Raw genomic sequence first — 26,944 nt, 5'->3', positions numbered from 1 at the left:
GCATTAAAACGTTCATAGTCGCCTAGAAATTCGTGTTGGCTTTATTAATAATAAATACTGACACGGATTTCTAAATTAATAGATTTTTAATTTTCTGAAGTTAAAATGTATGGTGTTTTTTATCTTATAAATGAAAATTACTATCTTTAAACTCTCAATGCACCTAGTGTGCATTTTTTTAAAACACTTTGCCCAACCGGTTAGGCAAAATTGTGTGAAAAATTGGTTTGATTATTTAAATATTAAAGATGAAGAAGTTAGCGTTGTTGGTGTTTGTTGTTGGATACTTGTTGCAAACAGTATCGGCTATGGAGGCGAAAAAAATGATAGTGTTTTCATATGAGAAGCCGTATCAATATGAGTTGATAAATGGAACTTACAAGGTTAAGGCAACGATAAAAAATGAAAGTTGGGTTGCAGGCAGTATCGTAAGATTTAATGAGGAGGAATTAAAAGTTACTAAATTGGAGAATGGCGATATGCAGATTCTGCTTCCGCTTATCGGTAATTCAGGAATCATAACCGTAAAAAAAGGGAAGAAGAATATTATTAGTACACAGCACTTCGAGCCATTAATTCCGGCTGATTGGGATTATTTTGCAGATGGTAAAATTCACCTGATTGTTTCTTCTCACCAAGATATTGGTTGGATGGACGTACCTGATACTTGCAGAAAAGAACGTGTACATGATATTACGATTCCTGCTCTTGATTTAATGGAGAAAGAACCAGAATTCAAATTTGAAATGGAACAATCTCTAAATCTAATGGAAGTGTTGGAAGACTCTCCAGAGAATAAACAAAGATTGATAGATACTTACAAAAGTGGAAACTTTGAATGGGGTGCCACTTTTACACAACCATATGAAGGTCTTGAGTCAAGCGAGCAACTGGTTCGTCAATCTTATTTAGGTCGTCGCTGGATCAAGAAGAATTTACCTGGAATGGATGCGCATGTTGCATATAATGTTGATATTCCCGGACGTTCCTTACAAGTACCACAATTGTTTAAAAAATCTGGAATTGATTATTTATTTGTTTCCCGAATGAAAGAAGGATTTTATAATTGGTACAGTCCTGATGGAACAAGTATTTTTACGTACAGTCCTGGGAATTATGGTTGGTTTCACTATCATCACAAGGTGCTTGATGAAGATGCTATTACCGCTCTACATGAGTTACATAAAACGCTGAAAAGTTGGAACGAATATTATAGAGAAAGAAACATACCTCCTCATTATGGAGCAGTAATTAGTGCTGATGCCGGTGGGCCAGAATCTTACAAAGAAGTAATTGATGCTTGGAACGAAATTGCAAAAAATGCAGGCATAAAAATTCCTGAGCTTGCTCATTCAACGGCTTTGGAATTCTTGAAAGAAATTGATGTTCCAGAAGCAAAAATTGATTCAATTTACGGGGAACGTCCAAATCTTTGGTTGTATATCCATGGCGCTGCACATTACGAAGCAGTCAAAGCTAAAAGAGAAGCTGCGGTTACCATTCCTTCTGCAGAGATTTTCAATACAATTAACTGTGAATTGAATAATGATTTTTCATTGTATCCGCAAAAGGAACTAGATAAGGCGTGGTATAATGCAATCTATCCTGATCATGGTTGGGGTGGTAAAAATGGTCACATTACTGATAGTGTATTCCGCGTAGCTCTTGAAACAGGAAATGAAATTGGAACAAAGCTGCTTAACTCTTCGCTAAATAGTATTGCTAAGAAAGTAGATTTAAAGAATACTCAGAATATTGTTGTGTTTAATGATTTGTCATGGAGTAGAGATGGTAATGCTACTGTTGATATTTCTAATTTAAAGGGAACAAATTGGATTGTTACTGATAATAATGGTGATAAAATTCCTACGCAATTAGTAACTATTGATGGAAAAAAAGAGCTTGTTTTTAGCTTGTCTGATATGCCTTCGATTGGTTACAAAACCTTCACAATAAAAAAAGGAAAGCGCAATGTTACTTCAATAAACACGGGTTCAAATTTCTGTGACAACCAGTTTTACACGGTTGAATTAGGACAAGGAGGTATCACAAGATTATATGATAAAAAATTAAAGAGAGAGATTTTTAATACTACTTCTATGCTTGCTGGAGATTTGTTCCATATGGGATATACAGGAAATGGAGCTGGAGAATTTGTTACAATGCAGGAGCCAAATTTTGCAATGGATCGCGCCGATGATAAGAAAAGTTCATGGGAATTAATTGAATCAGGGGCAGTATATTCTAAGTTTCAATCAGCATTTGAAATGGATACTTTCAACGTAGAGCAAAATATCACCGTTTTCCATAAAAAGAAGCAAATAGATTTAGAGTATGTTATTCCTAACTGGCCAGGAACACAGAATCGTCAATTACGAGTATTGTTCCCATTACAAATGAAAAACGATGCTCAGATTTCATATGATGTTCCTATGGGAATGGTTCATATTGGAAAAGATGAGTTGACCATGCGTCCTGGTGGATTTGCTTGGGGAGGAACATATCGTCAAAAATCAGAGGAAATTCGTCCACGTGAGATACAAAATTTCATCACTGCAAATGGAAATGGATTTGGCTTTACCATGTCTACCAATGTTGTAACGGCAGATTGGGTTGATCCTAGCATGAACTCTGCTGACTATCCAGTTATCAATTCAGTTTTGCTCTCCTCACATAAAAGTTGTCACTGGCAAGGAAACTGGTACGATCAGAAGGGAAGTCATACATTTAAATTTTCAATAACTTCTCACGAAGAGGGATGGAAAAATGGATTCCATTTTGGTATAGAAAACAATCATCCACTTTTACCAATTGTAAAAGCAAACAAACAAAAAGGAAGTTTGCCAGCAGAGAAAAGTTTTGTGAGTACATCAAATCCATTTGCCGTTATCACAACAATGAAAAAGGCTGAGGATGACAACGATGTTGTGATTCGAGTTGTAGAAACTGAAGGAGTAGATAAAAAGGTTGAAATCAAACTGAATAATGGTTTTATAAATGCCAGTAAGACGGATATGATTGAGGAAAATCCTAAAAGACTTAATCAGAAAGGAAATGTTTTGCAAATTGAATTGGGTAAAAGTGCAGTTGAAACTTATAAATTAAAATAGGCAATTTGAACAGTCTGTTAATACAAGATTTTTAAAATATGAAAAAGAAAAGTTCATTATACCTCTTAACAATCAGCTTTGTTTCCACAATAGGTGGATTCTTGTTTGGGTACGACACAGCAATTATTTCAGGTTGTAATTCATTTTTACAGTCTCATTTTGATTTATCAGCAGCCATGTTGGGTTGGGTGGTATCTTCAGCCTTATTAGGAACCATTGTTGGTTGCGTTGTATCAGGTATTATTACTGATCGAATTGGTCGTAAAAATGCATTAATTGTTGCTGCTAGTTGTTTAACCATATCAGCTATCGGCTCAATGTTACCTCCACAGTTTTTAGGTAATCCTGAGCATGCACATTGGTTAACTTCAGATTCTACATTTGCATTTAATTTTCTGATTGTATTCAGGTTAATTGGTGGACTTGGTGTTGGTATCACCTCTGTAGTAGCTCCAATTTATATTTCAGAATTGACAAAAGCAGAGAGTAGAGGGAAATTTGTTTCTATCTACCAATTGTCTATTACATTAGGAATTTTATTGGCATTTCTTGTTGACTGGATCGTATTGAATGGTGCTGGAGAAGCTGCTGGTGTGATTACAAATGAGGCGAATGGGTTTTGGTCTTGGTTGTTTGTTCACGAAATTTGGAGAGGGATGTTTGGAACGGAGATTCCGATTGCCTTACTGTTTCTTACTTTACTATTCTTCTCTCCAAAAAGTCCAAGATGGTTGGTTTCAAAAGGAAGAAAAGATGAAGCTCTTGTTATCATGACCAGAATTAGTGGTAAAGAAGAGGCTAATCAACAAATGGTAGAGATCAATAAAATGGTAGCCGAAGAAGAAGGTGGAATTAAAGAATTGTTCAAACCATTTATGCGTACTCCATTAATGATAGGAATACTTCTTCCAATGTTCTCACATTTAAGTGGTATTGCAGCTATCATGTATTTTGCTCCTAATATTTTAAATGAATCATTTCAATCTGTTGAAAGTTCATTTCTAGGAGCAGTATTGGTTGGCGTTGTGAACTCTGTCTTCACTTTCGTTGCTATTATGAATATTGAACGATTTGGTAGAAGAAAACTTTTATTAGTTGGAGTTACGGGAGCATTTTTATCGCTTACAGGTGTCGGAATAATGTTTGCTCTTGGATCAAACCTTGTAATTATTCCATTACTATTTTATGTAGCTAGTTTCGCATTTTCATTCGGACCTGTTGTTTGGGTTATTATTAGTGAAATTTTTCCAACAAGAATTAGAGGCCTTGCAGTTTCAATCGGAAGCTTTTCATTAATGGTAACAGGTTTTTTTATTACACTAACCAATCCTGTTTTCATTAAAACAATAGAGCCAAGTGGTACTTTCTTTTTATACGGTATTCTAACACTTCCAGCAATTTGGTTTATATGGAAATTTGTACCCGAAACCAAGGGCAAAACATTGGAAGAAATTGAAAGATATTGGAAAAATAAGAAATGGGATTAATTGCATAGCGAAAATGTTTATTCTTTTAAGGGGTAAACAGATATATGATAAATAAAAATATGAATTTAATAGAGAAGTTTACAGTTAATGATAAAGGCTATCATCCATTTCTAATTCGTGATGGTTGGCAGGTTGCTCAACTTAATTCTGATGAAAATCAAAAGGTTGAGAACATTACAAGGTTAGACGTTCATTTTCAGACGGATGAGGTGTTTCTGTTGTTAAGAGGAAAAGTTGTACTTATTACTGCAACAATAAAGAATGATGTTCCTGAATTTGAGGTAGAATTGATGCAAAAAGGAGTAACCTATAATATTCCGAAAAATACATGGCATAACATTGCAATGCAGGATGGTAGTGAAGTAATAATAGTTGAAAAATCGGATACACATTTATCGGATTTTGAGTTTTATGATTTAACTGAGGCAAAGCGAAGTGAATTGGTTAAATGTGTTAATCAAGTAGGTGCAAACAAGTAAATATAATAAGTATGGCAGTTTGGAAAGATGATAAGGAGTTATTTAAAATAGCTAAAAATGAACTTTTTGTAGCATTAGTGGGTGATGTGTTGGATAAATTAGGATATCAGCACCAATTTCTTTCACCAAAGCTTAAACCTGTTAGTAATGATTTTGTTGTTATCGGTAGAGCAATGCCAGTTTTAGAAGCTGATGTGTTTGAAGAAGCAGCAGAAAATACGAATAATCCTCTAATGAAAAAGCCTTTTGGAATCATGTTCGAAGCATTGGATAGCCTTAAGGAAGATGAAGTTTATATCTGTAGTGGTTCGTCACCACGATACGCACTTTGGGGCGGATTAATGAGTACAAGAGCTATAAAATTAGGTGCCGCAGGTGCTATTGTAAATGGCTATTCAAGAGATACAAATGAGATTTTAGATTTGAAATTTCCAACATTTTCTTTCGGAGGTTATGCTCAAGATCAGGGACCAAGAGGAAAGGTCATTGATTATCGTGTACCAATTGAAATTGATGGCATTAGAATTAATCCAGGTGATATCATTTTCGGTGATAGAGATGGTGTTCTTGTTGTACCTCAGGAGGTAGTTATTGAGGCTTTTGAAGGAGCTATTGAAAAATCAAGAGGAGAACAATTGGTAAAAAAAGCTCTTGAAGAAGGGATGAGTACAGTTGATGCATTCAACAAATTTGGGATCATGTAACTTTCAAACGTAAAGAAATGACAAAAATAAATTTAAAAGGGAAAAGAGCTTTGGTTACTGGTGGAAGCCAAGGAATAGGATCTGAGATTTGTAGAGAATTAGCAGCTTGTGGTGCTGATATTATAATCAACTACTACAGTAATAGAGAGAAAGCTGAAGTCTTAGCTAATCAAATTATCTCAAAATATAATGTGAGAGCAGTTGCAGTTGGTGCAAATGTCGCAAAATCACAAGAAGTTAAGGCAATGTTTTCTGCAATGGATGAAGCATTTGGTGGCATTGATATTTTGGTAAATAATGCTGGTTCAGAAAGTATTGTTCATGTTTTAGATATGGATGAAGATGAGTGGGATAGAGTAATGTGTATTAATCTTAAAGGACCATTTCTTTGCTCTCAAGAAGCTGGAAAAAGAATGGAAAAAACTGGTGGAGGAGTAATTATTAACATTTCTTCAATTCACGATGTGGTACCTAGAAAAGGTTTGGTTCATTACTGTTCTGCTAAAGCGGGACTAAAAATGTTCTCTAAATGTTTATCGCTGGAATTGGCTGAAAGTAATGTGAGAGTTGTTTCTGTTGCACCTGGAGCTATTGAAACTGAGATGAACCGTGAGGAAATCAATAAGTTTGGCAGGCATAAATTTGAAGAGTGGATTCCTCAGGGAAGAGTAGGTGTTGTTAGTGATGTTGCTCCAACTGTTGCATTTTTGGCAAGTGATTTGGGCAGCTATATAACAGGAACCGATATTTATATTGATGGTTCTTATATGAATCATACGATTCAATATGATCCTCGTCCACCTAGAAAAGAGTATTAATTAGTAATTGTAAAGCAGTCGGCATTCTTAGTTTTAAATTAAGAATGCTGTTCACTCTTTTTAAAGAGTTGGCAATAATGATAAAAAACAGTAAAAACATGAAATTTTCATTCCTTACCTTCTTCTTCACCATAGTTATGATGAATTTGTCCTTTGCACAGCTAACGGACAACACGAAACGTGAAGGAGATAAGGCAGATCCTGCAATTAGTCCAATCTATAAGTATTACGAATGGGAAAACGAAATTCCAGATGATTGTCCCTACGAACGATCTGAGGATATTATCAAAGTCAGGTTTACTGGTCGATTTGCTAATTATACAGCTGCCGATACCTGGTATTTGCAATCTGCAAATGATGGGAACCTTTATTCCCCTTGGACAGACGGAGAAATGGAAGGCTTTTCAACGAATTCTAATATTAGGTCAAATGCGGTTGGGCAGGCAAAAGTGATGGGTAAAGATCCCATCAACCTAAAATTTGAAAACCTTGGTAGAATGTGGGCAGGTGGCACCAATTATTACCCTTGTGTGAGTCTTATTGTCGATGATGTGTTCTATATCGGTACTTATAATGCCTTTAATCAAGAAGGTTATTTTAATGGGTTTAGATATTCAAAAAACTGGAACAATTTTACGGCAAATACAGAGCCCAATTGGAAAAATCAATATTGGACCAATGCCATTGATTTGGATGGTAACTTTTTCAATGAAACCGGTAAAGCTAAATTTCGTACCGTTCATGCGGTAAATTTTGCGAAGAACAATAAGGCTGAAGATGGACGCATTTATTTAAGCGCACATGGATATAGTTCTGGAAATGGCAAAAATAACTGGGATAAAGGCGATGCAATCTACTTGTGCCGAACCGATGCCACTGTTGAGAGTATTACCAAAGCTGAAAGCTATGAGTTTTTTACTGGGCATACAAAAAAGGGCAAGCCAATATGGACTAAGGGAGTAGAGAATGCTAAACCTATTGTAGATTGGCCTAATCATCTTGGTAGTGAAAGTATTACGTACTTTCCAAAGATGGACAAATATATCCTAATGACTTGCAGGTTAAAAGAATCAGAAGAAAACTTACCCTACAATGTTACCATTTTTTGGGAAGCAGATGAGATAACAGGTCCTTACAAGCTTGTGCATTACATGAAGGATTGGGGAGCTCAAACTTACTTTCCAAACATAACACCTCAGTTTATCAATGATGATGGTACCAGTGCATGGATGACTGTTGCAAGTAATTACAGTGTACAGAATATCAATCCTCATCAAAATCGATATGCGGCATCAATGCATGAGCTTGCTTTTGTGTTAAAAGATGAACCTTTTAATGAAGTAAAGCTGGATTTAAAAAACATAGCTCCGATGGCTAAAGTAACGGCAACTTCATCAGAAAAAGATAGTAAACCTGAGGCTGTGATTGATGGCGTTATTGATGTAGAAAACAAAGACAAAACGAAAGAGTGGATTTCTCAAGAAGGAAGAGGAGCAATGATTAAATTGGAGTGGGATGAGGAAAAAGTGATCGACAGGATACGAGTATATGACAGCCCAGCTGGTGACCGTTGGACAAAAGAAGGATATTTTGTATTCAGTGATGGTTCGATGGAATGGATGTATGCAGCGCCTTCAAATAGTGCTAAAACTCCAACTGAGATTAAATTCCAGCCTAAAAAGGTGAAGTGGGTAAAGTTTACCATCACCGATGGAAATGCTGAAATGTCTACTGAGTGGCTTCCAGGACTGAGATTAGGACTCTCGGAAATTCAAGTGTTTGAGGCTAATTGATTGGCTTCTGATTCGCAATTTAATTCGAATTTATATACACAACTATTTAATGACAAGTTTGTTTTGTAAACTATTTTTATTGAACACAATCATGATTTTTTATACAGGAAGTTATACGCAAGATGAAACTCCAGCACTAAAGCCAGAAGGCAAAGGAATTGGTTGTTTTACATTGGATATAGAGAGTGGTAAAGTTGAATTGTTACAATATACCAAGCAGAGAAGTCCTAGTTATCTAGTGATTTCTGATGATAAAAAATATTTGTATGCAATTGAGGAAATGTTTGAAGATTTAAGTCCTCAAGTGTTTGCTTACCGAATAAATCAGGATGGAAAACTTTCTTTAATTAACTCACAAAAAATAAAGGGAGATTACGCCTGTCATTTAGCCATTGTAAAGGATCAATTGGTAGTTGCAAGTTACGTTTCAGGAAATGTGTTGTCTTATCAAATATTAGAAGATGGAAGTTTAGCTCCATTTCATCAGGAGATTAAGCATTCAGGAACTGGTCCAAATAAAGAAAGACAAGAAGCAGCGCATGCACACATGATTTATCCAATTGAATCTGATCAAATGTTCGTGCTTGATTTAACTCTGGATAAAGCAAAAGCATATCATTTGAATAGTGAAACTGAAAAGTGGTTTGAAAATTCGAATAAGGATATTGCTATTGATGCAGGGGCTGGTGCAAGGCATATGGTAATGGATAAAGCAGGAAAAATCGCATATGTGTTGAGTGAATTAAGCGGAGAAATTTTTATTGCTAAAGTAGGAAGTGATAAAAATGAAGTTGTGCAGAAAGTTTCATTTGTTCCAGAAAGTTATAAAGGAGAATTTGGCGGTGCAGCAATTAGACTTCATCCTAATGGAGAATTTCTATATGCTTCTTGCAGAGGTGCAGATACCATTGCCATTTTTAAAATTGATAAAGATTCCAATAAACTCACTTTAGTTTCTTCTCAATCTACAGAAGGAAAAACACCACGCGATTTTAATATCGATCCTTCAGGTAAATGGTTGATAGCTGCAAATCAAGATTCCAACACCTTAGTTGTTTTTGAAATCAATCAGAAAACAGGAAAATTGCGGTTTACATCAAAGGTGACTGTTGAGACTCCGGTCAATATCTGTTGGTTATAAGTAAGGTTTTGCCAAACCGATATGGCATTATAATTATAAAAGAATATTAGAAGATGATACAATTAAAAGGCATAGCATGGGATCACCCAAGAGGGTATGAACCATTAATTGCGGCTTCAAAAGAGTTCTCAAAGAGTAATCCTAATGTAGATATTAAATGGGACATCCGCTCGTTAAAAGAATTTGGAGATATGCCAATAGAAGATCTAATTGGAAGTTATGATTTTATTACCATAGATCATCCGTACATGGGACAAGCAGATGCCAATAATCTACTGCTAAATTTAAGGAAGCAAATTCCTTCCGATGTTTTAAAAATGCATTCTGAGCATTCGGTTGGACCCAGTTTTGAATCCTATAACTTGAATAATAAATTGTATGCTTTACCAGTTGATGCAGCTGCACTTATAGCTGCTTATCGAAAAGATTTAATAGCTGATTTTGGATTATCAGATTTACCTAAAACAAGAGCTGGGTTATTTGATTATTACAAACACCTTCCTAGTGATGTATCGGTAGCTTGGGCTCTTTGTCCAACCGATTTTTGGTGTGCTTTTTTAACCATTTGCGCCCAAGAAGGAGGACGAGATTTTGTTAAAGATTTTACTGTTGATAATGAAATAGGCACAGCTGCTCTTGATGAAATAAAAAGACATTTGGAATTTATCCATCCTGAATCAATGAATTGGAATCCGATTCAAATTTTGGATAAGATGGGAGAAGGAAATGAAATTGTTTATTCTCCATATTTATTTGGATACACGAATTATTCTAGAGAAGGGTATGCAAAGAATTTGGTTCATTTCACAAATAGTCCAGTGAATCCAAAACATAAAATTTCTACCATTCTTGGTGGAGTTGGTTTAGCTGTTTCTTCTCAATGTAAGGAAGCTAAGTTAGCAGCTGATTTTGTAAATTTTGTAGCTCATCCTGAAATTCAAGAGGGTATTTATACTGAAAATGGTGGACAACCAGGAAATTTATCTGCTTGGACAAGTAAGAGAAACAACGATATGTGTACAAAGTTCTTTATAGATACATTAAAGACAATGGAGGATGCTTATGTACGCCCTCAACATCCAATGTGGAATAGTTTTCAGGAGCAAGGTGCAGATTTATTGCACGAAGGAGTCTTGAAAAATACGGAGTCGGAAAGACTCATGAAACAATTAAATGAATTGTACAAAACAGTAGTTTGTAATGGATAAGACATTTGAAAATATATTCGTTGAAATAGAAAGTGGAATAGCTGTACTTGTATTTAATCGTCCGGAACAATTGAATGCGATGAACAGAAAAATGATGGATGAAATTATTGAAGCCATTATTTCTATTAATGCGAACGATGAGGTGAAAGTTGCAATTATTCGAGGTGAAGGACGCGCATTTATGGCAGGTGCTGATATTAAGGAATACGGTAATCAGACAACAGAGGAATTTGTTTCATTTCAGGAAAAAGGAAAATTATTATACGAATCGATTGAGAACTCATCGAAACCGTGGATTGCTGCCATAAATGGATATGCATTAGGTGGTGGATTTGAAATTCCTTTAGCTTGTGATTTAATTATTGCTTCGGAGAGTGCTACAATGGGACTTCCAGAGGTGTTTTTAAGTTTGATTCCTGGTGGTGGCGGAACTCAGCGTTTGGTTCAAAAAATTGGAATCAATCGAGTTAAAGAGATGCTATTTATGGGATCTGCTTTAGATTCAAAACTATTATACGATTGGGGAATTGTTAATCGAATTTTTAGCGATGATGATTTTCTAAGTCAAGTGATGGACTTTGCTAAGAAACTATCAAGAAGACCATCAAACTCTATTACAGAATTAAAAAGATTGGCAAATTTAAGTCAAACTGAGATGCCATTTAATCAGCGAATTGACGACGAAGCAAAAACAGTAAGAGATCTTTTTCTTGGAGAAGAAGCTCAAAAAGCAATTCAGGATTTTATTAAAAAAAATAAGTAGGGAAATGGAAAATAATGGACCATTAAAAGGATTGGTAGTTGCCGATTTTTCACAATTGGCTCAAGGGCCATGGGCAACACAGATGCTGGGAGATATGGGAGCCGATATTATTAAAATCGAGCCACCAAAAGGAGATTGGATGCGCCATTACTCGTATGGAAACATTTATCCTGAAGGAGAAAGCATTTCATTTATCAGTTTCAACAGAAACAAAAAGAGTATTGCTTTAGATCTAAAGTCAGAAGAAGGTAAAAAGGTAGCTAAGGACATTATTATAAAGGCTGATATTCTATTAGAAAATTTCAGGCCAGGTGTCATGGAACGTCTTGGTTTAGGTTATGAGTATATTAAAAAACTAAATCCAGGCATAGTATATTGTTCTAGCTCAGGATACGGTGCTTCTGGTCCTTATTTAAAAAGACCAGGACAAGATTTATTGGCACAATCAATTAGTGGTGGTGCTGCTTTAAATGGTAAAAAAGGTGATATTCCGGTAGTTACTGCTGTTGGACAAGCTGATTTATTAACGAGTTTATTCATAACTCAGTCTGTATTAGCAGCAATTTACTCGAGATCAAATTCGGGCAAAGGACAAAAGATTGAAGCGAATTTGTTGAATTCAGTTGTTGGATTCCACATTCAGGAAGTAACGGCTTATTTACATGATAGAAATTATCCTGAAAAGAGCGAGAGTGGTATTCCTAATCCATGGATTGGAGCGCCTTACGGATTGTACAATACAAAAGATAGTTTTGTGGCGATTGGTATGAATTCGGTTCAAAAATTAGCTCAAGTTATGGGATTGGAAAAATACGATTCTGATGAGTTTGCATCGAACAATATTGGAGAAAACAGAGATCAAATTCGATTCGATTTCGATGATGTATTTAAAACCAAAACAACCGATGAATGGTTGGAGATACTTCTTGAAGCAGATATCTGGTGTTCTCAGGTAAATACATTTAACGAAATGGTAGATGATCCACAGATCAAGCATAACGATATGATTATTGAGTATGATCATCCTACTGTTGGGACCGTGAAAACTACTGGTTTTCCAGTTTCTTTTGGTGATACTCCTCAAAAAATATACAAACCTTCTCCAATGCTAAATGAGCATGCTGAGGAGATTTTGAAAGAGTATTGTAATTATAGTGATTCAGAGATTAAGGATTTTTTAAATAAATAGTGATGAAATTAGGGTTCGGATTATATAGACACATGCTCAACGAGGAGCATTATAAATTTGCCAAGCAATGTGGAGCAACACATTTGGTAATACATATGGTTGATTACTTTGGAAATGATTCTAATGATAAGTCCAATGCAAACCAACCTATTGGTGAGAAAGATGGATGGGGCGGAGCTGGTTCAGGTCAACTTTGGAGCTTGGAAGAGCTGTTAAAAATAAAGAAAGAGATTAATAGTCATGGTTTGGAACTTGAAGCTATTGAAAATTTCGACCCAGCTATTTGGCATGATATTTTACTTGATGGTCCTAAAAAGGAGGAGCAAATGGAATTGGTGAAGGAGCAAATTCGTATTGTCGGTAAAGCTGGAATTCCATTTTTTGGATACAACTTTTCTTTAGCTGGTGTTTCAAGTAGAGATATTGGTCCTTACGCAAGAGGTGGTGCAGAATCAGTAGGAATGAACGGAATAGTTGATGAAACACCAATTCCAAATGGAATGGTTTGGAACATGGTTTACGATAAAAATGCACCCGAAGGTTCAATTCCAAGAATTGATCATGACGAGTTGTGGAAGCGTTTACAGTATTTCTTAGAAAACTTGGTGCCAGTTGCCGAGGAGGCAGGTGTTATTCTTGCTGCTCACCCAGATGATCCACCGATGCCTTATGTTCGAAATACACCTCGTTTGGTTTATCAACCAGATATGTATCAAAAAGTACTTGATATTAAACCGAGCGAAAATAACAAGTTAGAATTTTGTCTTGGATCGGTGGCTGAAATGACAGAAGGTGATGTTTACGAAGCAACAGATCGATATTCGAAGCAAAATAAGCTAGGTTATATTCATTTCAGAAATATCGTTGGAAAAGTTCCGAATTACAAAGAGGTATTTGTTGATGAGGGGGATATTGATATGGTGAAAATCCTTCAAATTCTAAAGAAAAATAATTTTGAAGGTGCATTGATTCCTGATCATACACCTCAGATGAGTTGCAGTGCACCATGGCATGCAGGTATGGCTTATGCAATGGGTTATATGAAAGCTGCAATTTCTCATGTTAATAATTAATTAGGTTTATGGAGTATTGTTACTCCATAAATTTCTTCTTTATTAATGAAATGAAGTTATACAATTGTTTAAAATCTATTTAGCGATAATTCTAAAATTTAGTAATATGAAAAAATTAATAATTGCACTCCTTTTAATGTCTTCCGGCACCGTATTATTTGGTCAGGCAACCAATTTACTTATGGACATAAAGGAGAAAGAGAAAGAGGAAACTGTAGAAGAAATCACGATAAGTCCACAGAATTATTACAAGTACAGAGCTGATGGAAAACCGGGAAGAGGACTTGTTGTACATTTTAATAACAAAAAGTTTATTGGAGAAGGTAAAATTGTGCTTGAGTGTAATAAAGAGGTAATTGAATTTCCACTGATCTGTAATGATAGTATAGAATCCTATGAAATTCTGCTGCCTCCGAATGTTGCTAAAACCAAAGCAGCCAAGCTTCATGTTTCAATCAGTTCGAAAACAATTGCCTACACTAAGGTGGTTGATGTTCCAGCTTTTAGGCATTGGGAAATAATGATTTATCCGCATTCGCATGTAGATATTGGCTATACCAATACACACGAAAATGTAGAGCTGATTCATACCCGCAATTTAATAAATGGAATAAAATTAGCGGAAGCAACAAAAGATTATCCCGAAGGTGCACGTTACGTTTGGAATCCAGAGGTAATTTGGCCCGTTGAACGTTATTTATCAAAAGCCACCGAAGAAGAAAAACAAGTCATATTTGAGGGAATCAGAAATGGATATTTAGCATTGGATGCCGGATATGTTAATGTAAACACTTCGGTTTCAGGAGATGAGGAGCTTATGGAGTTGTTTCGTCAAGCTAAAGAGTACGAAAAAATAACTGGCAAAAAAATAGAAACCATTGTACAGGTTGATATTCCAGGTATGTCTTGGGGAATTGTTCCTGTAGCTGCTAAATTGGGTGTGAAGTACTGCTTCTCTCTGAATAATGGGCAGGGGCGCATAGGTTGGTCAATGGAGCAGAGCTTTAAGCCATTTTGGTGGGCCGATGAAAGCGGAAATAATAGAATCTTATACTTCCAGCCTGGAAGTTATAACCCAGGTGCATTGATAAAAGGGAAATATTTCTGGCCTAAAATGGCAGGGCAATTGGATCCAACTAAATTATTGGAAATTGTAAAAACAGATAATCCAAGAGAAAATTTCATAGATATTTACATCAATGAAAAATTACCTGAATTGGAAAAAGCGGATTATTATCCTTACGATATTTTTGCGATGACTTGGGCTATGGCCGATAATACGCCAATTGATGCTGATTTACCAGAAGCTGTGAAAAGCTGGAATGAAGAATTTGCATATCCGAAGTTGACGATTGCAAGTGCTACCGACATTATGAGTGAATTTGAAGATAGATATGGTGACCAAATTCCCGTATTGAAAGGAGACTTTACCGAATTTTGGACGGATGGAACCGGCACTGCAGCGAAACAAACAGCCCAAAACCGTGAATCGAAAGAACGTTTGGTACAAGCTGAAACGTTATGGACAATGCTAAGGAATGGAGAACCAGCACTTCGTAATGACTTCAACCAAGCTTGGTGGAATGTTTTAATGGGAAGTGAACATACCTGGTGTTACATGAATCCTTCGCAGGAACCAATAAATAGTGATATCCAAAAAACCAAGTTTGCATTTTTTGATAATGCAGAAAAAATGAGTCAGGATTTATTGGCTAAAACATTGCCTGCAGAAGAGGGGAAATACATCGCAGTATTTAATAATTTATCGTGGAATCATGATGGCTTAGTTACCTTATCTGCAGAAACAGCAAAAGGTTTTAGTGGTTTAATTGATACCAATGGGGAAAAAGTAAAGTCACAAAAGCTTTCAAGCGGCGAATTAGTTTTTGAGGCAGATGATGTTCCAGCATTTGGGTCAAAAAAATACAAGCTTTCAAAAAAAGCGTATGTCTCAAAGTCAAAAATGGCTAATGGTAATGTTTTGGACAACGGAATTGTACATGTTGAAATCAATCAGGAAACAGGTGATGTTTCAAGTTTGAAAATGGGTAACAAAGAGTTTGTTGATTCCAACGCTGCGTGTGCAATTAACAGTTACCGTTATTTAAAAGGCGATGATACGCCAGAGGAAGCGTTTGCACTTACGGATGTAGAAATTACAATTAAAGAAAATGGACCACTATTAGCAACAATTTCTGTTAGAGGTAAAGCAGAAGGTTGCACCGATGTAGCCACCGAGATTACGATTTTCGATGGTCAGGAAACTGTTGATTTTAAAAATGTAATACAAAAAATTAAAACGATTGATAAAGAAGGAGTTCATTTTGGTTTTGCGTTTGATGTTGATAATCCGGTGGTAGTTGCAGATATTCCATGGGGGGTTATGGAAATTGAAAAAGATCAATTGGAAACTGCGAATCGTAACTGGATTACTTTGCAGCGTTGGCTTAATGTATCGAATAAAGAAAAAGGCATAACATGGTGTCCTCTTGATGCTCCTATGTTTCAGGTTGGTACAATTACAGCGAATTTATTAGGTGACGCATACAAATCAGAAAAGTGGATTCGAGAATTGAAGCCTGATGGGACAATTTATTCATGGGCATTGAATAACCATTGGTATACGAATTTCCCTTTAAGTCAGGGAAGCGAATTAACTTTTAGATACCGGGTAAAACCACACTTAAACAGTTTCGATTACGTATCATCAAACCGTTTTGCGATGGAACAATACCAACCTTTAGTGGCTTCAAAAGTAGATCGCAATTTTGAAGTTGGACAATTACTTACGGTTGAAGGGAGTCCATTTGTTAATTCAACAGTTTTTAAAACGAGTGAAGACGGAAAATCAGCACTTCTACGATTACGTTCATGGTCGGAAAAGGATGAACCTGTGAGCTTGAAATGGAAGGATAGAAAACCTGCTTCAATACATGTTTTTGATATTATGACGGAGCAGTCGCTTGAAGAAATACATGCAGATGTAGTGGTTCCGTCTAAAGATTTTATAACGTTGAAAGTAACTTGGTAATCTAGTTGTCGCATCGGAATTGAAAAGAATTAGTCAAGATGAGTTTCCTAAATATTGTTCTGCTTGCAGAGGAAGCTGGAGTAAAGATGGAAGCTCATCTTGATATGTATTAACGATAAATTGATAATAAACCAAGCAATAATAATAGACTAAAATTACCTAGGATCGGTAGCTGAAATGATTGAAGGTGACGTTTACGAAGCGACAGATCGTTATTCGAAGCAAAATAAACTAGGTTATATTCATTTCAGAAAAATCATTGGAAAAGTTCCGAATTGAGTTGCAGTGCACCATGGCATGCAGGTATGGCTTATGCAATGGGATATATGAAAGCGGCTATATCAGTTGTTAAAAGTGAAGACTAAGTAGAATTTATAATAGAATAATATAATGATAAAAGGAAAAGTAGTAACGTTTGGAGAGGTGATGTTGAGGTTAGCAACACCTGGTTATTTACGTTTCAATCAAACGTCAGAATTTAATGCAACTTTTGGTGGAGGAGAAGCTAATGTTGCAGTTTCTTTAGCCAATTATGGTATTGAATCAAATTTTGTAACTCGTTTGCCAAAAAATGATATCGCGAGATCTTGCGAAATGGATTTGAAAAAGTTTGGTGTTAACACCGATGATATTGTTTATGGCGGAGAACGTTTGGGGATATATTTTCTTGAAACAGGAGCGGTAAGTCGCGGTAGTAAAGTTGTTTACGATAGAGCTCATTCGGCAATTTCCGAAATTGAAAAAGGAATGATCGATTGGGATAAAGTGTTTGAAGGAGTAGCATGGTTTCACTGGACTGGTATTACTCCTGCTATTTCTCAAGGAGCGGCAGATGTATGTTTGGAAGCAATTCAAAAAGCAAATGAAAAGGGCATTACAGTTTCTTGTGATTTAAATTATCGTAAGAATTTATGGAATTACGGAAAAACAGCTGGAGAAATTATGCCTGCATTAGTTGCTGGTACTGATATTGTTTTGGGTAATGAGGAAGATGCAGAGAAAGTCTTAGGTGTTAAGCCCAAAGGTGTTGATGTGACAGGTGGTCGTGTTGATGCTGACGCATACCTTTCCGTTTCGAAACAAATCATGAAGCAATATCCTCGTTGTAAGAAAGTAATTACAACTTTAAGAGGTTCTATTAATGCCAATCATAATTCATGGTCAGGTGTTTTATATGATGGGAAAGAGTTGTTTAAGGCAAGTAATACCTATCAAATTACCGATATTGTTGACCGTGTTGGTGGTGGCGATTCATTTATGGGAGGATTGGTTTATGGACTACTAACCTGGCCTGGCAGAGATCAAAAAGCCTTAAATTTTGCCGTTGCAGCATCTTGCTTAAAGCACACCATTTATGGCGATTACAATCAAGTTACTGTAGAGGACGTTGCTAAATTAATGGATGGTGATGCTTCAGGACGTGTAGCGCGATAAATGAATTATGAATGAGGAATTATAAGTTATGAATTTGTAAAGCAGGCCTAAATTAATAACAGGTATTAGGTATTTATAATTCATAACTCGTAATTCATAATTGAAAAACTAATGGCAAGATTTTCCAGAATAGAAGTTGCTTTGAAAATGAAAGAAACAGGAATGATTCCCGTTTTTTTCCATAAAGATTTAGAAGTTTGTAAAGAGGTTGTAAGAGCATGTTACAAAGGTGGTGTAAGAGTTTTTGAGTTTGTTAATCGTGGAGATTTCGCACATGAAGTTTTTGAAGCCTTACTTAAATGGTCTGCAAAAGAATGTCCTGATCTGATTTTAGGTATTGGTTCAGTAATTGATGCAGGAACAACCTCATTATATTTGCAATTAGGAGCAAATTTTGTGGTTTCACCGATTTTAAATGCAGAGATGGCTAAGGTCTGTAACCGTAGAAAAGTTGCCTGGTCACCTGGGTGTGGTTCCTTAACAGAGATTTCTTACGCTGAAGAGTTAGGTGCTGAAGTTGTTAAGATTTTCCCTGGTGAACAAGTTGGAGGTCCTGAGTTTGTAAGTGCTGTAAAAGGTCCTTTCCCATGGTCGTCGATAATGCCAACGGGAGGTGTAAAGCCTGAAGAAGAGAACTTAAAGAAATGGTTCAAGGCAGGTGTTCATTGTGTAGGAATGGGATCTCAGCTTATTAGCAAAGAAATGATTGAATCTGGTAAGTTTGATGAATTATCATCTAAAGTAAAGCAGGCTTTAGAAATTATTAAAAGCATAAGAAAGTACAATGCTTATTGAAAATGAGGAAGGATATAAATACGTTTTAAGAACGTAAAACGCTAATTACAGTTTGTGGATTTAAAGAATATATTGTATTTTGAGATCCAAAAATAAGCTGAATGTTTAACAGGTTCATGTTTGTCATTCAAACATGAACCTATTTTTTAAAGAAGATGCCAAACCGTTTAGGCATATTAAGCTGAGGAAATAATTAGAATTAATAATATGAAGACAAGGACTAATTTAAGATTGAAAATTGTTTTACTTACGATACTAAGTATTACACTATTTTCTTCGGGAAAATTGCAGGCGCATGAAAGTGCTGGGAAAAGTCAGATTCACAATGTAAATGATAATTACCATCTGTATCAGATTTGCAAAAATGATGTGGAAGGTTTTACTAGTCAACTTAGTGGTGGTATGTACGGATATCCTGCTTTACGCAGTGATATTAGAGATGCTATGATTGCTAGAGCATCAACTGGAAAAGCAGGTTTTGAATTTTTAACAGCAAAAGTTCCTACCGATTTAAAAGAGGAAATGGTTAATTTCTTTTTCTATTCGGATATTGATTTGAACAATTTGTATCCTTATGATATTAAAGTGAATGGACAGCCATTGCTTACATTTGTTGCTGATAAAAACGGTAAACTTCAAATTAAGAATAGTGTAGGAAATGCGAATGCTCAATATTACTTGTACCGAAGAGATGCTAATGGTGATGGAGTAGGAGCATTTCGTTTAAGCGTACCAGCTAAAATGTTGGTGAAAGGCGAAAAAGCAAAGATTTCGGTTTTCGGTCATGCGAAAGGAACCAATGCATGGTTTATGCTGTTTAAGGTGCCAAATGCTATTCAGTGGCTAAAGAAAGCTGCATTAAATGATGTTTCATTTTCGATTAAGCAGTTTGCAGATAAGTTACTAATTGACGCTCCTGCTCGATTGGTTGGACAGAAAGTTTATGTAATTTCTGATGGTAAGAAAAGTAAGGCTGGGACTTTTAAATTACAAGGTGAAACAGCTAAAGCTTCTGTTACTTCTTTAGCGCCAAAGAAATCGTTTCAAATTGTTTACGGAAAAGATAAATTTGAGGTAGAGTTTGAAAAAGGTGATGGTGTAATTAATGAAAATGTTGTTAAGGGAGATTATTTCTATGCTTCTCATGCTCATTCACATAATGGTTGGTTAGGAGATTTATCAAAACGGTACCGACCAGATTTTTTTGATGCTTATACTCCACTTTTCCAGAATAAATACGAAAAAGGGCTGATTTCAATTATGAATTCTAGTCATCAGGATATTGCATGGATGGATAATCCAGAGGCTTGTATTATTGAGAGAGATACATTGCTTTTTACTCCAATTCTTAAGGATGCTTTTGAGCGTAGTGATTATGGATTTGATGTTGAGGATGGATTAATGATAAGAGAATACATCGAGCGTCATCCTGAATCTCAAGCAAAAATAACTGAACTGTTAAAGCGTAAATTGCTTTCTGTTGGGGCTACTTATAATTGCCCATACGAAGATATGTACGATGGTGAGGATTTAGTTCGCCAGCTTTATTTGGGTAAAAAATGGGTGAAGAAAAATTTTGGAGGCTACGATTCTAAAGTATATTGGAATGTTGATGTTCCTGGTAAAACAATGCAGTTGCCTCAAATTTTGAGTAAGGCAGGTGTAAATTATATGATTATCAGTCGTCATGCTAAAAGTATGACTCATTGGGAAAGTCCTGATGGAAGTACAGTATTTACATATTCGCCGGGGCATTATGGTGAAGATTTAATTCACTTGTCAAAAGGCATTGATGAGAAAGTAAAGTATGGTGCTGAACAAATAGAATGGTGGAGTCAGTACTTTAAAGGAGGTGAAACCCAAACGCCTCTATTGTCAAGTCAGGATATGCTTCCTGCTATTGATTATACTGAATTTATTGAGGAATGGAACGAAACTGAAACTGTTCTTGATGAAAATGGGAAAGAACAGAATGTATACTTCCCTCATATGGAATTAATGACTGTTGATGAGTTTATGCCATTGGCTGAACAACACGCAACAACAATTGATACAATTAGAGGAGAACGTCCTAATGTTTGGGTTTATATTCACGGACCAGCTCATCACGATGCGTTAACAGCTAGTCGTAAAGCTTCAAAATTGTTACCTGCTGCCGAGAAATTCTTAACTGTTGCTTCTTTTATGGATGAGGAAAAAATGCCTTACCCATTTGAAGATCTAGACAAAGGATGGCAAGCTAAAATTTATCCTGATCATGGTTGGGGTGGACACGATGGTGATATAACTGACAACTTGTTCAAAGAAAGTTTAGTTGAGTCTCAAGTGATTGGTGAAAAATTACTAGGTAAGGCAACTAACTTTATTGCTCAGCGTGTGAAAACACAAGAGAAAAAAGGAATTCCTGTAGTACTATTTAATAGCCTTTCTTGGGAAAGAACAGATCCTGTAACTGTTAGTGTAGATTTACCAAAAGGTAAAGCGAACGGGTTAAGTGTTATTTCTTCAAACAAAGTGAATGTGCCAGTTCAGTTTACCAAAGTCATTAAACATGCTGATGGAAGTATTAAGCATGCAGAAATCGTATTTATTGCTGAAAATCTTCCTTCTGTAGGTTACAAAACTTACTATTTGAAACCAGAAATGAAAAGCAATGTTTCAATGGAAGTTGCTAAGTACAATTCTGAGTATGAAAATGATTTCTATAAAGTTACATTCGCAGATGGTGGAATCGATCAGGTGTACGATAAAGAGCTAAAGAAAAACTTGTTTACGACCAACGAATTTAAGGTTGGCGAGATTTTTACTCTTCAATCGGAAGGAAACGGTGCAGGTGAATTTGGTGATGTTCAGCAACCATTCATGAAAAACTTCGATCAAGTAAGTATCCACAATCCAAAGTGGAAGCTGGTTGCATCGGGAGAAGTCTTCTCAACTTACCGTTTAGAGCAAGAAATTAGACATGCGAAAGTGGAGAAAAATGTTACCATTTACCACAAGCTGAAGCGCATTCAATTCGATAATAAATTACACAATTGGGATGGTGAAATGTATCGTGAGTTCAGAACTGCATATCCTATAGCTATTGAAAATTCTACTGTTTGTCATGAAGTTCCTTATGGAACAGTTCAGGTTGGTAGAGATGAGATTAACAGTGCTGGTGAGCGTTACACTCCTCTTTGTAAAGATGTTCATCCAAGAGCAATTATGGATTGGATTTCTGCAGAAGATAAAGAACATGTAGTCACATTAAGTTCTTCTGTTGCTGCTGCCGATTGGATCAATCCAACTAAAGATGGTGATGCTGATTTATTACAGCACGTATTATTGGCAAGTAGAAAATCATGTCACTGGGCAGGTAATGAATATTCTCAAGCTGGAAGTCACTCATACAGCCACATTTTAACTTCTAACAAAGTTGGTGATGTTGCTGGATCAAGAGTTTCTAAGCAGTTTAATGAGCCTATTACAGTAGTTGTAAATCCTGAAAAATCTACAAAAGCAAACTTGGCAGAAAACGTAGAATTCTTTAGTATCGATCAAGAAAATGTAATCGTTACGGCAATTAAGAAAGCTGAAGATAGCGAAGCATTAGTTGTTCGTTTATATGATACTGAAGGAAAAGAAGTAAGTGTGAATTTGAAGTCTTTCTTTGGATTAGAGAATTTACAACACACAAATATTATTGAAGAATATCCAAAAGCGGTGAAGCAAATTAAAGTAACACCCTTTGCAATTGAAACTTATCAGCTAGACGTAAAATAAAACAAATAAATGAAAAAGCTGAAAAATTCACTTTGATATTCATCATATCAGTTAATAATGCACCTTCGAAAGAAGGTGCATATTTGGTAATTGGAACTGCTAATATTCGTCTTACTGAATAGATTAATATTTTACATTAAATATTCTGCTTAAAGAATATATAAAATAAGAAAAATGACTCGTTGGATAAATATTGTTATCATTTTATATTGTTTTTTGACAATTGTTGGATGCACAGAAAAGCCAGAAAGTGTTGACTATACGAAATACGTAGATCCATTTATTGGAACCCAGCACGAAGGGCATTGTTTTCCAGGTGCTACAACTCCTATGGGAATGGTTCAGGTAAGTCCAGAATCATACAATAATTATTACAAAGGCTACGAAATGGATCATGTTACGGGTTATCAATTTAATGATCCTTGGTTAATCGGATTTACCCAAACACACTTAAATGGAGTAGGTTGCCCATCCATGTCTGATATTTTACTAATGCCTTTTGGAAAAAAGGATATTGATCCATCATCACGTTTTAATTATCGTTCTACCTATCAAAAAGAGAATGAAATTGCTACTCCTGGATATTATAGAGTTTATTTGGATGATCACAATGTAAATGTAGAATTGACAGCGGCAGAGCATAGCGCATATCATCGATATACATACGACCATGCCGATTCTGCGAAACTTTTGGTTGATTTGCAATATGGGGTTTCATGGGATATTAATTCCATTTCAAGTAATGTTCTAGAAGCAAATCAGCAATTTAATGATGAATATACCTTAACAGGTTATCGAAAAGGAAGTGTTTGGGCACCCCGTGATTTATTTTATGTGATGAAGTTCAATAAAAAGATCACAAGTAAAAGTATCCTATCAGCTCCAGAAAATAAGGAGGAGAAAGCACCAAGATATATCCTTGGGTTTGATATGGAAGCGAACAATCAGCTTGAAGTTCTGATTGGAGTTTCAACAGTAGGAGTAAATGAGGCAAAAGAAAATTTAGAAGCAGAAATTACTGCTTGGAATAGCTTTGACAAAATTCGTAAGCAATCAAAGCAGAAGTGGAATAAGATTCTAAGGAAGATTGATGTTGAGGGTAGTAAAGATGAAAAAATAGCTTTTTACACTTCTCTTTACCATTTGTTTATTCAGCCAACGAATATTGCAGATGTAAACGGAAAATACAGAACAGCTAGTAATGAAGTTAAAGATGCTTCTTGCGGAAAATTCTATTCCACATTGTCCTTATGGGATACTTATAGAGCTGCTAATCCAATGTACACTATTTTAAGTCCCGAATTGGTTGGAGATATGCTTACTTCAATGCTTGATAGTTATACTACAATGACTATTGATCCTGATAATCCGAAAGAAGCAAATAGGTATTTACCTCGCTGGCAATTATGGGGAAAGGAGACGCACACAATGGTGGGTAATCATGCTGTTCCTGTATTTGTTGATGCTTATTTGAAAGGAATAAAACCAATAAATTATACCGACGAACAAATGTTCGAGGCAGTTTGGACATCCGTTACAAAACCTCACTATCGTAATCATGTTGAGTTGATAGATTCATTTGGATACATTCCTTATGATGCAAAACGATCCTCTATTGATGATGGAAAAGAAACGGTTTCAAGATTATTGGAGAATATCTATGACGATCATTGTGCTAGTTTACTTGCTAAGGAATTGGGTAAGAAGAAGGAGTTTGATTTTCTAATCAACAGAGCTGGATTTTATAAGAACGTTTACCATTCTGAAAGTGGATTCATGAGAGGCAGAAATGCCAAAGGTGAATTCAAAGAGAATATTGATCTTACGGAAGTAGTTGGTGAATGGGTAGAAGGATCTGATTTTACAGAAGGTAACGCTTATCATTATCAATTTCATGTACAACATGATGTTCCTGGTTTAGTTAACTTGATGGGTGGAGAAAATGCCATTGCTACAAAATTAGATTCGATGTTTTATTCTAGCTCAAAACCAGAGGTGAAAACATTAGTTTGGAATATTCATGGCACAATGGGACAATATTGGCATGGAAATGAGCCTTGTCATCACGTGCCATATTTGTACAAGTATAGTTCTAAACCTCAGGAAACAGATAAGATTGTAAAAACTTTGGTTGATGATTATTATCACAACAGACCAGATGGATTAATGGGGAACGATGATTGTGGACAAATGTCTGCGTGGTACATGTTTTCATCATTAGGATTCTATCCTGTAGATCCATGCGGTGGAGAATACATTTTAGGAGCACCTCAAATAAGTAAGGCAGTAATTAATCTGCCAAATGGAAAAGAGTTTACAATGGAAGCAAAAAATCTGAGCGATGAGAATCACATTGTACAATCTGTAACGCTAAATGGTGCGCCTCTTGATAGAAGATACATCACACATAAGGAAATTGTTAATGGAGGAATACTTGTTTTTCAAATGGGATGTAAAGATTAATGTTTAGTATGTAGTTAGAATAATTATATTAATCCTATTTGAATGGCTATCCAATTTACTTTGGGTAGCCATTTTTTCTATCATTTCGGACCATAAACAAGTGCCTTTTTTAAAAAATAGCTTAGATCTGATTGAATGTGATTTATAAAAATGGAAAGAATTACGGTTCAGATTTAAAAGAGTGTTTAAATTATTTTACTAAGGCGATGCACGACAAAAGCTAGAATAGATTGGCATTGTTCTGAAGTAAGGGAAAACTAGCACAACATGCATAATGAAGAAAACCCCTTTGGCAATTGAGCCGAAGGGGTTTTTAAACTTTACTCAATAAAAAAGAAAGGATAAAAAGAATATCCGGTATGTTGTTTCTTACTTATTGAATTGGATTTAGATTTTCATCTAAAGGTTGCATTTTAGGCATAATTAAATGCACCACACCCAGAAGTATCACATAACTGGATCCGGCAACAAGAAATGCCCAAAAGAATCCTGTGTTGTTAGCAGTATCCAGTACCGATCCTAAAACGATATTGAAAAGCATACCTGCAACGGCACCAACCATTCCACCAATACCAACAACCGAAGCTGTTGCTTTCTTAGGGAATACGTCGGAAGCTAAGGTGAATATGTTTGCCGACCAAGCCTGATGACCTGCAGCACCCAATGCGATTAAGAAAATGGCAATCCATTTGCTTTCGGTAAAGGCTACAAAACAAACGGGTAGAATTACCAAGGCACAAATTAAAAGCGTTACTTTACGCGCTTTGTTTAAGGACCATCCTTTTTTCATTAATGAACCTGATAGCCATCCACCGAATATACTTCCAGTATCTGCTATAGCATAAATAACAAGGAAAGGAATTCCCATTTCTTTAATTTTCACATCGAAATTATCTGCTAAGAAGATCGCTCCCCAGAACAGGTAAAACCACCAAACAGCATCGGTAATTTTTGCAATAGAGAATGCCCAAGTTTGTTTCTTTCGAATAACACTTTTCCATGGCAACTTTTCAGTTGTTTCTACTTCAGAATCGCTTTGAATGTAGGCTAATTCTTCTTTTGTGATTTTTGGATGATCTTCAGGCTTTTTGTAGGTGCGATACCACAGGTATACCCAAATTGCACTAAGAACACCAGTAATTAAAAATGGAATTTGCCAATTGACTAATTCTCCTTCGCCTCTGTCTCCGCCACTCCAGTATACAATGGCTCCCACAACAAATGGGGCAGCAATTGCACCAACAGCAGTCGCTGCGTTAAAAATACCTGTTGCAAAAGCTCTCTCTTTTTTCGGGAACCATTCGGCAACTGTTTTAATAGCAGCAGGGAAGTTACCCGCCTCACCAAAACCCAATCCGAATCGAGCAGCCATGAAACCGATTAAGCTAAAGCCACGACCTACGGCAGCATGTGCCATTCCAAATAAACTCCAAATACCAATGGATACAATGTATCCTTTTTTTGTTCCTAGTTTATCGATAATTCCGCCCATAGAAATAAGACCTATAGCATAAGCTATTTGAAATACGACTAAAATACTAGAATAATCTTGTTTCGTCCAACCGAAATATTCGATAAGCTCAGGTGACATTACCCCCATTATACTTCTGTCGAAATAGTTAATGCTGGTAGCCATAAATAGCATTGCCAGTACCCTATATCGATAATGTTTTACTTTGAACATAGTGTTG

Annotated in this window: 17 protein-coding genes; 16 read left to right on the top strand and 1 reads right to left on the bottom strand. The window is 35.9% G+C overall.

Going from position 1 to position 26,944, the window contains the following annotated elements:
• Positions 1 to 248: 248 nt before the first annotated feature.
• The 16 genes from L3049_RS05255 to L3049_RS05180 all read left to right on the top strand — a co-directional run bounded on the left by L3049_RS05255 (position 249) and on the right by L3049_RS05180 (position 25,253).
• Positions 249 to 3,110 carry a glycoside hydrolase family 38 N-terminal domain-containing protein gene (locus L3049_RS05255; RefSeq protein WP_275108748.1) on the top strand — a complete coding sequence of 954 codons (2,862 nt, stop codon included), beginning with the start codon at positions 249 to 251 and terminating at the stop codon, positions 3,108 to 3,110.
• 38 nt (positions 3,111 to 3,148) lie between these two features.
• Positions 3,149 to 4,597 carry a sugar porter family MFS transporter gene (locus L3049_RS05250; protein ID WP_275108747.1) on the top strand — a complete coding sequence of 483 codons (1,449 nt, stop codon included), beginning with the start codon at positions 3,149 to 3,151 and terminating at the stop codon, positions 4,595 to 4,597.
• A 59-nt stretch (positions 4,598 to 4,656) separates the two neighbouring features.
• Entirely contained in the window at positions 4,657 to 5,076 is a 420-nt protein-coding gene (locus L3049_RS05245; RefSeq protein ID WP_275108746.1) for a cupin domain-containing protein, read from the top strand.
• An 11-nt stretch (positions 5,077 to 5,087) separates the two neighbouring features.
• Positions 5,088 to 5,780, top strand: coding sequence for an RraA family protein (locus L3049_RS05240; RefSeq protein ID WP_275108745.1), 693 nt, complete (start codon positions 5,088 to 5,090; stop codon positions 5,778 to 5,780).
• A gap of 17 nt (positions 5,781 to 5,797) precedes the next feature.
• The gene (locus tag L3049_RS05235) at positions 5,798 to 6,598 is read left to right on the top strand and encodes an SDR family NAD(P)-dependent oxidoreductase (RefSeq protein WP_275108744.1); all 801 of its coding nucleotides are present in this window, start codon (positions 5,798 to 5,800) and stop codon (positions 6,596 to 6,598) included.
• A gap of 98 nt (positions 6,599 to 6,696) precedes the next feature.
• On the top strand, positions 6,697 to 8,391 hold the full coding sequence (locus tag L3049_RS05230; protein ID WP_275108743.1) for a DUF7402 domain-containing protein: 1,695 nt from the start codon (positions 6,697 to 6,699) through the stop codon (positions 8,389 to 8,391).
• A gap of 91 nt (positions 8,392 to 8,482) precedes the next feature.
• The gene (locus L3049_RS05225; RefSeq protein ID WP_275108742.1) at positions 8,483 to 9,532 is read left to right on the top strand and encodes a lactonase family protein; all 1,050 of its coding nucleotides are present in this window, start codon (positions 8,483 to 8,485) and stop codon (positions 9,530 to 9,532) included.
• 53 nt (positions 9,533 to 9,585) lie between these two features.
• A complete protein-coding gene (locus tag L3049_RS05220; RefSeq protein ID WP_275108741.1) occupies positions 9,586 to 10,740 on the top strand; it encodes an ABC transporter substrate-binding protein in 1,155 nt (384 codons plus the stop codon).
• On the top strand, positions 10,733 to 11,503 hold the full coding sequence (locus L3049_RS05215) for an enoyl-CoA hydratase/isomerase family protein (protein WP_275108740.1): 771 nt from the start codon (positions 10,733 to 10,735) through the stop codon (positions 11,501 to 11,503). The genes L3049_RS05220 and L3049_RS05215 overlap by 8 nt, the downstream gene beginning before the upstream one ends.
• A gap of 4 nt (positions 11,504 to 11,507) precedes the next feature.
• Complete coding sequence (locus tag L3049_RS05210) at positions 11,508 to 12,692, top strand: CaiB/BaiF CoA transferase family protein (protein WP_275108739.1); 1,185 nt, start codon at positions 11,508 to 11,510, stop codon at positions 12,690 to 12,692.
• Between the two features lie 2 nt (positions 12,693 to 12,694).
• On the top strand, positions 12,695 to 13,765 hold the full coding sequence (locus L3049_RS05205; RefSeq protein WP_275108738.1) for a mannonate dehydratase: 1,071 nt from the start codon (positions 12,695 to 12,697) through the stop codon (positions 13,763 to 13,765).
• A gap of 106 nt (positions 13,766 to 13,871) precedes the next feature.
• Complete coding sequence (locus L3049_RS05200; protein ID WP_275108737.1) at positions 13,872 to 16,796, top strand: glycoside hydrolase family 38 N-terminal domain-containing protein; 2,925 nt, start codon at positions 13,872 to 13,874, stop codon at positions 16,794 to 16,796.
• Positions 16,797 to 17,186: 390 nt separating this feature from the next.
• Entirely contained in the window at positions 17,187 to 18,230 is a 1,044-nt protein-coding gene (locus L3049_RS05195) for a sugar kinase (RefSeq protein ID WP_275108736.1), read from the top strand.
• Positions 18,231 to 18,341: 111 nt separating this feature from the next.
• A complete protein-coding gene (locus L3049_RS05190) occupies positions 18,342 to 19,025 on the top strand; it encodes a bifunctional 4-hydroxy-2-oxoglutarate aldolase/2-dehydro-3-deoxy-phosphogluconate aldolase (RefSeq protein WP_275108735.1) in 684 nt (227 codons plus the stop codon).
• Between the two features lie 207 nt (positions 19,026 to 19,232).
• Positions 19,233 to 22,790 carry a glycoside hydrolase family 38 N-terminal domain-containing protein gene (locus L3049_RS05185; protein WP_275108734.1) on the top strand — a complete coding sequence of 1,186 codons (3,558 nt, stop codon included), beginning with the start codon at positions 19,233 to 19,235 and terminating at the stop codon, positions 22,788 to 22,790.
• A 174-nt stretch (positions 22,791 to 22,964) separates the two neighbouring features.
• On the top strand, positions 22,965 to 25,253 hold the full coding sequence (locus tag L3049_RS05180) for a GH92 family glycosyl hydrolase (protein ID WP_275108733.1): 2,289 nt from the start codon (positions 22,965 to 22,967) through the stop codon (positions 25,251 to 25,253).
• A 373-nt stretch (positions 25,254 to 25,626) separates the two neighbouring features.
• Here L3049_RS05180 and L3049_RS05175 read toward each other — a convergent pair whose 3' ends face one another.
• Positions 25,627 to 26,937 (bottom strand): MFS transporter, encoded by a 1,311-nt coding sequence (locus L3049_RS05175; protein ID WP_275108732.1) that lies wholly within the window; start codon positions 26,935 to 26,937, stop codon positions 25,627 to 25,629.
• Positions 26,938 to 26,944: the final 7 nt, after the last annotated feature.

The sequence above is a fragment of the Labilibaculum sp. DW002 genome (assembly GCF_029029525.1).
GTDB lineage: Bacteria > Bacteroidota > Bacteroidia > Bacteroidales > Marinifilaceae > Paralabilibaculum > Paralabilibaculum antarcticum.
Note: the sequence above shows the minus strand (reverse complement) of the source record. Positions and strands in the feature narration are given on the sequence as shown.